This is a genomic window from Clostridium sp. UBA4548 (assembly GCF_002387895.1).
GTDB lineage: Bacteria > Bacillota > Clostridia > Clostridiales > Clostridiaceae > Clostridium_J.
Genome location: NZ_DGLI01000012.1, coordinates 39716 through 51783 on the forward strand (window position 1 = coordinate 39716; position 12068 = coordinate 51783).

The 12068-nt window shown below is 29.8% G+C and carries 13 protein-coding genes; 3 read left to right on the plus strand and 10 right to left on the minus strand.

The annotated features are described in order from the left end of the window. Positions 1-24: 24 nt before the first annotated feature. Entirely contained in the window at positions 25-648 is a 624-nt protein-coding gene (locus B3040_RS03995) for an HAD family hydrolase (RefSeq protein ID WP_291570458.1), read from the minus strand. A gap of 648 nt (positions 649-1296) precedes the next feature. Between B3040_RS03995 and B3040_RS04000 the strand changes: the two genes are divergently transcribed. Further along, positions 1297-3132: an APC family permease gene (locus tag B3040_RS04000; RefSeq protein WP_291570460.1), complete on the plus strand. Its 1836-nt coding sequence runs from the start codon at positions 1297-1299 to the stop codon at positions 3130-3132. Positions 3133-3293: 161 nt separating this feature from the next. On the opposite strand, the gene B3040_RS04005 is transcribed toward B3040_RS04000, so the two are convergent. The 6 genes from B3040_RS04005 to B3040_RS04030 all read right to left on the minus strand — a co-directional run bounded on the left by B3040_RS04005 (position 3294) and on the right by B3040_RS04030 (position 8351). Then, complete coding sequence (locus tag B3040_RS04005; protein ID WP_291570463.1) at positions 3294-4151, minus strand: GGDEF domain-containing protein; 858 nt, start codon at positions 4149-4151, stop codon at positions 3294-3296. Further along, the gene (locus B3040_RS04010) at positions 4148-4498 is read right to left on the minus strand and encodes a hypothetical protein (protein ID WP_291570464.1); all 351 of its coding nucleotides are present in this window, start codon (positions 4496-4498) and stop codon (positions 4148-4150) included. Before B3040_RS04010 ends, B3040_RS04005 begins: the two co-directional genes overlap by 4 nt. 248 nt (positions 4499-4746) lie before the next feature. Then, the gene (locus tag B3040_RS04015; RefSeq protein WP_291570467.1) at positions 4747-5010 is read right to left on the minus strand and encodes a hypothetical protein; all 264 of its coding nucleotides are present in this window, start codon (positions 5008-5010) and stop codon (positions 4747-4749) included. A gap of 212 nt (positions 5011-5222) precedes the next feature. Further along, complete coding sequence (locus B3040_RS04020; RefSeq protein WP_291570469.1) at positions 5223-5948, minus strand: MBL fold metallo-hydrolase; 726 nt, start codon at positions 5946-5948, stop codon at positions 5223-5225. Positions 5949-6117: 169 nt separating this feature from the next. Continuing rightward, positions 6118-6918, minus strand: a complete 801-nt coding sequence (locus B3040_RS04025; protein ID WP_291570471.1) for a class I SAM-dependent methyltransferase — start codon at positions 6916-6918, stop codon at positions 6118-6120. A gap of 482 nt (positions 6919-7400) precedes the next feature. Then, positions 7401-8351 (minus strand): TDT family transporter, encoded by a 951-nt coding sequence (locus B3040_RS04030; protein ID WP_291570473.1) that lies wholly within the window; start codon positions 8349-8351, stop codon positions 7401-7403. Positions 8352-8556: 205 nt separating this feature from the next. On the opposite strand from B3040_RS04030, the gene B3040_RS04035 reads away from it, so the two are divergent. Next, complete coding sequence (locus tag B3040_RS04035) at positions 8557-9045, plus strand: C-GCAxxG-C-C family protein (protein WP_291570475.1); 489 nt, start codon at positions 8557-8559, stop codon at positions 9043-9045. 226 nt (positions 9046-9271) lie between these two features. Here B3040_RS04035 and B3040_RS04040 read toward each other — a convergent pair whose 3' ends face one another. From B3040_RS04040 to B3040_RS04050, 3 genes are all read right to left on the minus strand, one after another. Next, on the minus strand, positions 9272-10030 hold the full coding sequence (locus tag B3040_RS04040; protein WP_291570477.1) for an AAA family ATPase: 759 nt from the start codon (positions 10028-10030) through the stop codon (positions 9272-9274). A 156-nt stretch (positions 10031-10186) separates the two neighbouring features. Beyond that, the gene (locus B3040_RS04045) at positions 10187-10798 is read right to left on the minus strand and encodes a zf-HC2 domain-containing protein (protein ID WP_291570479.1); all 612 of its coding nucleotides are present in this window, start codon (positions 10796-10798) and stop codon (positions 10187-10189) included. After that, complete coding sequence (locus tag B3040_RS04050) at positions 10789-11295, minus strand: RNA polymerase sigma factor (RefSeq protein ID WP_291570480.1); 507 nt, start codon at positions 11293-11295, stop codon at positions 10789-10791. The genes B3040_RS04045 and B3040_RS04050 overlap by 10 nt, the downstream gene beginning before the upstream one ends. Positions 11296-11475: 180 nt before the next feature. On the opposite strand from B3040_RS04050, the gene B3040_RS04055 reads away from it, so the two are divergent. Beyond that, on the plus strand, positions 11476-11982 hold the full coding sequence (locus B3040_RS04055) for a spore coat protein (protein WP_291570482.1): 507 nt from the start codon (positions 11476-11478) through the stop codon (positions 11980-11982). Positions 11983-12068: the final 86 nt, after the last annotated feature.

Genomic DNA, 12068 nt, shown 5'->3' on the forward strand with positions numbered 1-12068 from the left:
TATAAATAATGTTTTTTATGAAAATTAAAATATACTAACTAAGTCAGCTACTTCTTCAAGGATATAATCATAATTTGTAACTTCTCCGAATCCATAACTAGCATACACAAAAGGAATATTTGCCAGTGCTGCTCCATCACAATCTCCCTGAGTATCTCCTACATACACTGAAGCTTTCAGGTTATTTCTCTCTATAATCTTTTTTATATTTTCTCCTTTTACAAGTCCAGTGTTGCCAGCACACTCAATATCTTTAAAATACTTGCCCATATTGTGGTATTCTAAAAAAGTTTCTATATATCCACACTGACAATTGCTTACTATAAATAAAGAATACTTTTGTGATAAGACTTTTAAAGTATCCTCAAGGTTAGGATAAAGTGTCCCACCTTCCTTAAGAAGTAATTCCTTTTCTTCCTTACAGCAAAGCTCCATAATACCTTCTGTAGTTGACTCATCTACATGTGGAAGTAGTTTCCTTCCAATATCCTTAATTAAAAGCCCCATGGTGCCTTGTAGTTCTTTTAAGGTTATTGGTTCTCTAAATTGTCCATTAGTTGAAACCACCTTGTTCCAAGCCTTCATGATTACTTCAGTGGAATCCCATAGTGTTCCGTCTAAATCAAAAATAATTGAATCAATATTCATTGCTCTTTCTCCTCATTAACTTATATTAATAACTACTACTTCTTAAATTATCTTTATCCTTTGTTTCTTTAACCCTACTTAATTTATTTAAATTATACTTGAATAAACAGGGGCAATCCCTTCTAAATATTCACTATCTTACTATATAGTATCACATAACTTAAACTATTATTTAGGATTTTACTTATAAAAAAATGTTGTATCTATTAACTAATCTAAAAACATATGTAGTTAGTATTTTTTTATTTAACACTTTTATGTGATAGCATTGCTAAAACAGTTAAATTCCCTTTCTCTATTTTGCAATTAAAAACTTTAAATATTTCACTTAATTCCATTTTTAAAATTCGATTTTTATAAACCAGTTTCACTAAAGCTAAATATTCTCACAAATCAAATGAGTTTTTCATATAAGATTAAAAGGTAATAATAACTTCATATGAAATTTAAAACTGCAATTCCTGCATCTTTTTCGAGAAAACAAGAGCAACTCTTATATAATTAAAGCTATAATTGTGCCACTACCAATTGTCACTTAAAACTGTCTTTATAAGCCATAAACTGAAATTGAATATACCTTAACAACTGTATATAATAGCATCTATGTAATTTAACTTTTAGGTTTTTATATAGATTGAGGTGATTGAAATGCTTAAAGCATTAAAAGCTTTATTAATAGGTAAAGCATTAAAAACTGAAGAATTAAGTCATGAAAAGTTTAACGTACTATGGGGACTCCCTATACTCTCAAGCGATGCTATATCTTCTGTAGCTTATGCTGGGGAAGAAATATTGTGGGTGTTAGTGCCGATATTAGGACTAGCAGCTTATAAGAATATGTTCTATGCTGCATTAGCAATTGTACTTCTATTATTTATATTAGTATTTTCTTACATGCAAACAATAAATAGCTACCCAAATGGTGGTGGTTCTTATATAGTCTCAAAGGATAATCTAGGAACTGTTCCTTCTTTAGTTGCAGCGTCAGCTTTAACTATTGACTATATACTTACTGTTGCAGTTAGCACTAGTGCTGGTTCATCAGCCATAACTTCAGCATTCCCATCACTGCTACCCTATAAAGTTTTAATAACTCTATTTTTTATTGTTATTTTAACTATTGGTAATTTAAGAGGTATCAAAGATTCTTCTAAACTTTTTGGTATTCCAACTTATTTATTTATTTTTACTATCCTAATCATGATAGTAACCGGACTTATAAAAACTCTTGTGTTTGGAGTAACACCTTCAAGTGTCATTGATATTCCACAAGCTACTGGAAATATCACTCTTTTACTATTTTTAAGAGCCTTTGCTTCTGGATGTACAGCTTTAACAGGAGTTGAAGCTGTTAGTGATGGAATTCCTAACTTTAAGGCGCCAGCACAAAAGAGAGCAAAAACTGTTTTAATTTTACTTTCTTTAATAGTTCTTATGATTTTTGGTGGGTTATCTTATCTAGCTACCTTATATAAGGCTATACCAAATCATGAGGTTACAGTTATTGCTCAAATTGCTATGCAAGTCTTTGGTAAGGGTTCAATTATGTTTATGGTGGTTCAATTTACTACTGCCTTAATTCTAATTATGGCAGCCAATACGGCTTTTGCAGATTTTCCACTACTACTTTCCTTTATAGCTAGAGATGGCTTTTTACCAAGACAACTATCAAAGCGCGGAAGTAGGCTTAGCTTTTCTAACGGAATAATTCTTTTAGCATTAGCTTCTTCTTTTCTAGTTATAGGTTTTCACGGAAATACACATTTGCTAATGCCTCTATATGCTATTGGAGTGTTTATTTCCTTCACTTTATCTCAGTTTGGAATGTTTAGAAGATGGACAACATCCAAATCTGAAGGTTGGAAACACAAGGCAGTAATCAATGGAACTGGTGCTTTAATTACAGCTATTACAGCTACAATAATTGGTTCAACTAAGTTTTTTCATGGAGCATGGATAGTTTTTATCCTAATACCTTTATTTGTACTTATAATGTACAGAGTAAAACTCCATTATAACAGCGTAGCAGAGCAATTACGTATTGATAGCTTGCCACCTTGTTTAAACAATAAACCAATAGAAAACTATGTAGTAGTTCCAGTGGATACCTTTAATAAAGCTTTTATAAAGTCATTAAACTATGGAAAAACTATTAGTGATCATATAGAGGCTTATCACATCTCCATTGATGATGAAAAAACCGAAAAACTACAGGATAAATTTAAAACGGCTAATTTAAATAACCTGCTTGTTATAGAAAAATCTCCTTATAGAGTTTTGACAAGCACACTATTTAAGCATATTTGTGCCTTAGAAAAACAACTAGGAAAAAATACTATGATTACTGTAGTACTACCCCAGTTTGTAGTAGATAAATGGTGGCATCAACTGCTTCATAATCAAACTTCCCTATTTATAAAGGCTAGGCTCCTTAAAAAACGTAATATAGCTATGGTAACAATACCTTACTTAATTGATGAGTAATGATAATTAGTAAAAAAAGACTCAAGGTTTTATCCTTGAGTCTTTCTTTCATAATAAACTATATTAATTTTTGAAGAAATTAAATGTTTATATGGTATTTAATTTTCATGGGTTCAGCTCAGTAGCTAAAAAGCATTCATACCCGGGTTTAATTCTTGTAACTATGCAGTCTCATCTATGTTTTTAATAACAACTGGAGTAGTAATGTCTTTTTTAGCCTTTGTAGATGCTAAACTTGCAACATTCACTAAGTCATTTAGAAATACAAATATTTCTTCAACCTCTTTAAACTTCATTCTACCTCCTGTAATCCCCACTGCAGCTGAAACAGGAATATTATTGAAAAAAGGATATTCCTCTATAGTTTTTACTATGTTCTCAGCTAATAGTTTACAATCATTTGAAGAGTTAGATGATACTATGGCAAACTCATCTCCAGCGTACCTACATAAATAACTATCATCTTCTAGACAATTCTTTAGTATATCTGCTACGCCTTTTAATATCATGTCACCAACTATATGGCCATACTTTTTATCAATGCATCCGAAATTATTTAGGTCTAAAAAAATTATTGTAGCATTCTTTCCTTGTCTTATAAAATTAAAGGCATGATAAAACATATATTCTTTCTTATACAGTCCAGTAAGCGAATCTAAATGTTTTCCTAATTCAATATCCAAAATTGATCTTGTTACATACCCTATAACCTGACCTTCTTTTTCTACTAGTACAATACTAACTTTTTTGTTGTAATCGAAGATTTGCTTTACTTCCCATATGCACATATCATAATTAACTACTATATATTTATGAGACATTACATCTTCTGCTATTCTATTTGGGTGGGCGCCAACTAATTCATCTTTTGTAATTACACCTACCATTATATATTCATCATAAACAGTAAAGCATTCTATAGATTCTTGATGAAAAATGTCCTGAATTTTTTTAGTTCCATTCAACACATCAATCTTCATTAATTTTTTTTCTATTATATCAAAAACCTTTTTTATCATAAGTCGATTGATTTGATAACATTAAGAGTTATATTTACTTGAGCTCTTATAATCATTGACTCGTTAGCAATAATGCCTCCTTCTTCCATAATTATAGGAACAAGTGTATCTTGTGATAACATATTTAGTAAAGATTTTCTTACAACAATGGCTTCAATAAATTCATGTTCAACTTTAATTATCTCATATTGCTCTGGTGAAAGTACATCTACCATCCTTCTTACTGCTTCTGGTCCTATAGGTGCTCTATTGCCAACTAGTAGTACATCCTGCATTGGCGGCATTTCAAATTCTGAAAATCTCATATTTATTTCTGCTTTTTTGCTGCCCTCTATTCTATTACCCATAAACCTCTCACCTCCCATAACACTAAGTAATATATTATCATATTTTGTCTAATTTTTCTATTATATGCAAAATTTTTGTATAAAATACTGGTTACTTATACAATATATTGCATTAATGGATAAAATTTTAACCTTTTATTAAAAAATTATAAGTTAATCTGATTGATAATTTTATAATGAAATTACTTAAATATGCAAAAATGAAAAACTCAAGGTTCTATCCTTGAGTCTTTTTAACTTAATCAGTTTTATAATTTTACTTTATTCTTTTTCTTGAATCTATTTGCAAAACCTATGGAAAATAAAGTTATTATAAATATTCCAAAACTTATATCTATAATTCTTTGCTCAGGTTTCTGTAAGTAGTTATAGATTGGGTACTTAGTTCCATAGATAGCACATGCACTAAAAAATAACATGTTGATTAAATATATCTGTTTCTTATTTTTTGCATATTGATACCCATTGTACAAAATTAAAACAATTAGGATAACCATTAGTCCTATATCCATAGTACTGTTCACCTCTTCCCTTTTAATATTCTCTTAATACCCTTAGAAATTTCAATTGATACTATATTTAAATTGTAACATAATCCATATACATTATAAATATAATTTTACTATTTTTACATATAATGTATTGATTTAAATTATGTATGACTTACATTTCTAAAGTTTAAATTATATATTGAGAAAGAGAAAAATCTTTTCAGTAAATAATATTATTTAACTTGAAATACCTCCAAATCCCTAGGAATACGAACTCCTGAAAAAATTGATGATATTTCATTTAGTACTACTTCTTCAGTCTTGCTAAGCAATATAGGCATTAGATAAGGATTTTTAATATTAGCATCCCGTACTATTGTTGCGGCCTGTTCTGCAGCAATATGAACCCCATCAATAACTGCAAAATCAGCATCTGAAACTTTACTTACAATTTTTTCTCGTGCCTTATCGTCTGGTAAAGCCATATCCCCTAATAATACAAGCTTTTTGTCATCAAACTGAAAGCAATAACCCAAAGAGGACTCCGTATGATAAGTTTTGAATGTAGAACACACATATGAATCCCTTTTTATAATTTGTTCCTCCTTTAATTCCACATATTCAATACGAGAACTACTTTTAAGCATAAACAGTTTTACTATGGTCCTAAGGATTAATATTACCTCCTTAGGACCATAAACTGTAATAATTTTTTCTTTATATTTATTAAGCAACAAAGCCAACACTCCACCCACACCATAAATATGATCTATGTGTTCATGTGTAAGAAAAATTGAACTTACTTTGGATAAATCAGCATTTGATTTTAAAAGTTGATACTGGATTCCTTCTCCACAATCCACAAGCACAGAAGTATCTCCAAATTCTAAAAGAATTCCCTGACAACTTCTTTCCTTGGTTGGAATGCTTCCAGTAGCAAGAAATATACCTTTAATCATTTTTTCTCCCCCAGTTACCTAACTAAGCTCTATTAGTTATGTTAGGAGTTTTAATTAATCATCACCATAATCTTCCCCATTAATTGTTTGTTTTTATGTCACTCCACAAAGATCACAGGTTACTTAGCTATTCACCTATAAATTGAATTGCATGAAAGATATAAATAGTTTATTTCTTTCTACAAATCAATAATCCATGATTACTAATTCCTAACAGGCTTTTTTCTCTGCTCATAGTTACACTATAGTCATTCCATAATTTATAATTTTCATCACTGAGCTCATTAATAGAATTTCTTAATAAAGAGCTTATACCATCAGTAGCTACATGATCTATAATATCAACATTAAACCTCCCCATAAACTCCTCCATTTCTGTAGGAGTTGTAAAAAAGCCTACGGTGTAAAAACATTGGTCCCCACCTTCTTTACAATATCCCTTACTCAATATTTCTTCCACAAAAGTAGAACTAAAATATTCTCTTTGGTAAGCCATTACCACATGAACTATATAGTGCTTATTAATATATGCAATTGCTAAAGTTCCACCTGGTTTTAATGATCTTAAAGATTCCTCAATACATTTTATTCTTTGCTCTTCATTTGTAAGATGATACATTGGTCCAAGACAAGTTACTACATCAAAAGTTTCCGATTCATATCTGCTTAAATCAGTAGCATCCACTACAGCAGTTAATATGTCCAATTTAGAATTCCTTGCTTTAATTTTTTCCTCAATAATATCTACATGTTTTGGTGTTAAGTCTGTGGCAACTACGGTATTTCCTCTTTCCCCATAATAAAAGGAATAAGCACCCGTCCCTGCACCTAGTTCAAGAATCTTATGGCCTTTAGAAATATACTGATTTAAAACAGTTGTTGTAACATGAAACTCAATTTTCCTTGAACTATCCAAAACTAGTCTATTATCCTCATCATACCTATCGTAAAAACTTATAACATCTCCCATATTCTCTTTCCCCCATTTTTTACAAATATATTAACAGAACTATTAAATTCCTGTGCTAGATTACACCTCTTTATTTATGCATTATTTAATTTTGTATTTTCATTTTCTATGGATTGCACTACTTCCCTAGTGCAAAATATAATGTTTTTTAAAAATTCCAAAAACTGTACTCTCACCTTCTCATAGATTATTAATTTTTAACTTATAGTTATTGTATTCCACATAATGTATTATTTTCCTCCTTTTATAACAAAAACCTACATAATTCCTTTTAATGTAAATAAAAAGTCGTGGCTCATTAACCACGGCTTTTTTAACTTACTATTTTCATAAAATAACTGAGAAAGAAACTTCCTTCTTTTCATTTTAGTTTTTTAATGTATATATGATTTATTATTTAATATTCAGCATGATATAAGTTAATCTAAATAAAATCTTAACTATAAATTTACAAATCTTATTAGAGCATTTATAAATAGAAATTACTTTGAAATTTTTGCTGAATCTGATACAACCACTTTTTCTGGTAGAAGAAATTGAACGTATCTAAGTAAAACATACAATACTATGATAACTCCCACTACCTCTTGAAACTTTATTAGATATTGTAAAAAGCCAATGCCTTGGCCAGACTTATTTAAAAACCCATTAGTTAACTTCATTGCAATACCACTTATTATAAGTGGAAATGTAAACCCAGAATAACTTGGATAGAATTTTAATTTTAAAAGGCTAAACATTTTAACAATAACTACTACGTACATGAAAATTGATAATACCATTAAAAACCAAACCAATGCCATAGTTTTAGTTTGAAAAGAATTCATATACCCAGCTAATAATAAACTTGCTGGTGCTGCAAATATAGCAAGGGTAGGTAAAGTTGGTTCTGGCATTTCTTTAACTTTTAAAACCCTATAAATAACTATTGGTAAAAGTACTAAATAAGTTATAAATCCAAACCAAAAGGATAATTTGCCTACAGTTGCCATACCATATGCGGGGCCAGTTACACTGGCTACCACTATACCTACATAAACTATGAACCAAGATGGAAATACTTGTTTAACTTTAAAACTTAGTACAAATTTCTTTGTAAACCATAAAATTAATATAACATGTATTGCTAATCCTATAATCCATACAACAAAAGCAAATTGTAGAGCATAAGGTTTAACATAAGTTGATAATATCATGATAGCCATTGAAAAAGTCGGAAATACACTTCCAACCACTGGATTATCTATGGCTTCTGCTACCCCCTTAGGATACTTTATCATCTTTGCGAGGATTAAAATAAGTAGTATTGCTGATATTAGTCCAAATATATTACGATATACTTCTCCATAGGATTGTACAAGGTTGCCTGTAGCTGCCAATCCTAGCATTAGTCCCACTATTGGAACTGGACATTTTTTTAAAACTTGACCCATTAAAGCCTTCCCCCTATAATAAAAGTTTTCAAAGTTTTCATAAACTCCGTCAATAGTATAACATATGTAATTGCTATTATTTTATTGTTTTTTCTGATAGATAACCTTCCAATCATAGGATTTGTCTATTTGTATCCTTAAGTCTTATAAATTATAATTACAGATGTATGAGTTTAAGATAATTTTAAAAGTGGGGGAATAAATAATGGATTTAATAAATACAAAAGACTTTACAAAAGAAGAAATCCTTGAAAAAGTTCAAGCTAATGCAGAGGAGCTTTTCAGAAGCGGTACATTTTTTTGTAGTGAAGCAGTAGTACAAACTATCAACGAATTATTAGGTAAACCTTATGATGAGAATATAGTTAAATTAGCTAGCGGTTTTCCAATAGGAATGGGTAAAGCTGGATGTCTATGTGGAGCAGTTTCAGGTGGTCAAATGGCTTTAGGTATGGTATATGGTAGAGTTCAAGGAGAGCCTATGCAAGCCAAAATGTTTGAAAAAGCTAAAGGTCTTCATGATTACATAAAAACTGAGTATAAATCAACTTGCTGTAGAGTAATCACAAAAGAATGGGCTGGCGATAACTTTGCAAGTCCTGAAAGAAAGAGACATTGTATTGCAATCACTGGAAGAGTTGCTAGATGGATTGCTAATGAACTTATAGAAGATGGACAAATCCAAGTAAAATAAAATTACAACATAAAGTCTACAAATATCATAACCTCCAAAGATTTATAAAAATTAAATCTTTGGAGGTTTTTTTAATTTCATATTTAAATTTTAGAATATGCCGTTGCGTCATATTCTAAATGGATTTATATAACACTATATTTATTATTAAATATTTTAACTTTTATACCCTTCAACAAATGTAATTAACAATACACTCTGTTACGCTTATATAAAAGGTTTTATACTAGTCCTCATCACTAATAAGTATATCAATCATCTTATCTGTATTATTAATAAAACTCTTCATTAGCTGATAGTGTTCTGTGTCTTCATATTCTCTCACTTCTATATTATCTTTAATTTCATATATAATTGAATCAGGATAAGCCATTATAATTGGAGAATGGGTTGTAATAATAAATTGAGATTTTTCTTCTACTAATTTATGTATCCTTGATATCATAGCCATCTGTCTTGCAGGAGATAGTGCTGCCTCTGGCTCGTCTAGAATGTACAAACCCTTGCTACCAAATCTATTCATAAGAACTGAAAAAAAGGACTCTCCATGGGATTGGTTATGAAGAGACTTTCCTCCATAAGAAGAAATCAGTCCCGGCACTTCTCTATCAAGTTCATCAATATTAGTTGCAAGATTATAGAAACTCTCCGCCCTTAGAAAGAATCCATTTTCAGGCTTTTTTACCCCTTTAATTAACTTTATATTATTATATAATTCTGAATGGGTATCCATAGATGCGAAGTTAAAATTAATGGTTCCCCCTTCTGGATTGAATCCATAGGCAGTGGCTACAGCCTCTAAAATAGTGGACTTTCCTGTTCCATTTTCCCCTACAATAAAAGTAACTTTAGGATGAAACTCTAACCTTGTTAGATTCTTTATTACTGGTAAACAGTAAGGGTACCTTGAAAAGGATTCTACATTATCTCTTTTAAGTTCAACACTTCTTAAAAATTGATTACGCTTCAATGTGCTTATATCCATATTTATAACTCCTAATATATTATTTGTACAACATTCTTAATTATAACATATTAAAATTTCAATTAACTTCTCATGTGTCTTTACCTTGTCTACTGCTTTACAAAACGCTATAGGTTATTTTTTATATATAATACATGATTTATTTACAATAAAAACCTACCTGTCAGTTTTCTTTACGTTGCTCTCTTCCTTAGGAATGTGCCAAAGAAAATATTTTTTTGTATATTGTCTTGTATCAATAGTCATTAGTTCTCCATCTTTTTCAAAACTAAAGGTTGAACCCATTTGTTCCTTAAAAGTCCATCCTTTTTCCTTCATAAATTCTTTCATAACTTTATAGCTTTCTACATCTGATTTAACTTCTGAAATGTATCTATCAGGTGTATTAGAGTATTTCACGTATTTGGCATTGCTAAATTCAAGCTTTATTATGGATGATATCAAAGGTATCGGATTTCCTTCTTGGAATATAACCCTTCCATAAACCCCTAGAATAAATCCTAATACAGAGAAAATTACTATAATAGTAGTAATAACCGTACAAATTTTACTTTTTATTTTTTTCATCAGTTTAATTTCACTGATATCTGAAATATCTTTATTATTTTGGCATTCATGTGGTAGTTCCATTATCATATCATCATATAAATCCTTACATAGCTCACATTTATTTAGATGTTCTTCTATTAATTCATTGCTACCTTCACTTGTCAGGTTATCGATATATAATGGCAGTAAGTCTCCTATTACATCACATTTTATAGCCATTTTACTTCCTCCCCTCTTAAAATTTCCTGAAGTTTTTGTTTTCCCCTGAAGAAGGTAATCCTTGCCCAGTTCTCACTTTGTGATAAAATTACCCCTATTTCTTTAAAACTTAGTTCATTTAAACCTCTAAGAATAACCACTTGTTTATAGGGCTCTTTCAACTTCATAATTAAGCTACGCAAAAGTTTTTCTTCCTCCTTCTTTTCTAAAATCATTTCAGGGGTTTTGTAATTTATTGCATATTCACCCTTCTCACTAAATTCTTCACTCTTAGTGTAAGGATTCTTTTTAATATATTTATAATGTACATGCTTTGCTATTTGATATAACCAGGTTTTTACTTTCGATTTACCTTGAAATAGATGAATGGATTTAAAAGCCTGAAAAAAGGTTTCTTGCACTAACTCCTCGGCTAAGGAACTATCATTTGTTAGATAGAATAGATATTTAAATATTTCCTTTGAATGAAGTTTGTACAATGCATCAAATTCCTTCAATTCTTCTCCCCCTTCCAAATCATTAGTCTCTAAAATTTTAGTTTCGTTACAATTTTTATGATAATTTTATAAATAAATTAGCTTTATTCCACTATAAGTATAAATTTGAATATATTACACATGCTAATTTTATAGTATTTTAAAATTTATATTATAAAAATTCTATTGGAGGTATTTATTATGAGCTTAACACTATCGCAAAAAGAAAGAATGTTATTAGAGGACCAAAAAACACATGAACAAATTTGTATTGAAAAATATTCAAACTATGCAAATCAAGCTACAGATCCTCAGTTAAAAGAAATATTTAATACTAATGGTAATGCTGAGAAAACTCATCTTAATAGCATTAATCAACTATTGAATGGTACGATTCCACAAATGAACCAACAACAAAATCAAAACTCTCAGCAAAGTCAAAGTTCTCAACAAAATACAGGAAACCAAAGTTCAAATCAAGTTATGAATAATACTCAATCAAATGGAATTAATTTAACTGATTCTGATATGTGTACAGATTTATTAATGACAGAAAAATATGTATCAGGAGCATATAATACTGCTATTTTTGAATTTAGAGATCCTCAGGTTCGTGATGTATTAAATCACATACAAAAAGAAGAGCAACAACATGGTGAAGCCATATTTAAATATATGGAAAGTAAAGGAATGTACAAAGTACAATAGTGCCACTTCACTTGAATATTTATCAAATTTAGACCACCTGTAAAACTAGTGTTTTTCTAAAGTAAACGAGTGTGTAAATAAGTCTG

What these genes read in the sequence shown, in the direction of transcription:
- B3040_RS04015 (WP_291570467.1), bottom strand. Translation starts at nt 5,010, where the DNA reads ATGGATATAGGACTAATGGTTATCCTAATTGTTTTAATTTTGTACAAT.
- B3040_RS04040 (WP_291570477.1), bottom strand. Translation starts at nt 10,030, where the DNA reads ATGGATATAAGCACATTGAAGCGTAATCAATTTTTAAGAAGTGTTGAA.
- B3040_RS03995 (WP_291570458.1), bottom strand. Translation starts at nt 648, where the DNA reads ATGAATATTGATTCAATTATTTTTGATTTAGACGGAACACTATGGGAT.
- B3040_RS04030 (WP_291570473.1), bottom strand. Translation starts at nt 8,351, where the DNA reads ATGGGTCAAGTTTTAAAAAAATGTCCAGTTCCAATAGTGGGACTAATG.
- B3040_RS04005 (WP_291570463.1), bottom strand. Translation starts at nt 4,151, where the DNA reads ATGATAAAAAAGGTTTTTGATATAATAGAAAAAAAATTAATGAAGATT.
- B3040_RS04035 (WP_291570475.1), top strand. Translation starts at nt 8,557, where the DNA reads ATGGATTTAATAAATACAAAAGACTTTACAAAAGAAGAAATCCTTGAA.
- B3040_RS04055 (WP_291570482.1), top strand. Translation starts at nt 11,476, where the DNA reads ATGAGCTTAACACTATCGCAAAAAGAAAGAATGTTATTAGAGGACCAA.
- B3040_RS04000 (WP_291570460.1), top strand. Translation starts at nt 1,297, where the DNA reads ATGCTTAAAGCATTAAAAGCTTTATTAATAGGTAAAGCATTAAAAACT.
- B3040_RS04020 (WP_291570469.1), bottom strand. Translation starts at nt 5,948, where the DNA reads ATGATTAAAGGTATATTTCTTGCTACTGGAAGCATTCCAACCAAGGAA.
- B3040_RS04010 (WP_291570464.1), bottom strand. Translation starts at nt 4,498, where the DNA reads ATGGGTAATAGAATAGAGGGCAGCAAAAAAGCAGAAATAAATATGAGA.
- B3040_RS04045 (WP_291570479.1), bottom strand. Translation starts at nt 10,798, where the DNA reads ATGGCTATAAAATGTGATGTAATAGGAGACTTACTGCCATTATATATC.
- B3040_RS04025 (WP_291570471.1), bottom strand. Translation starts at nt 6,918, where the DNA reads ATGGGAGATGTTATAAGTTTTTACGATAGGTATGATGAGGATAATAGA.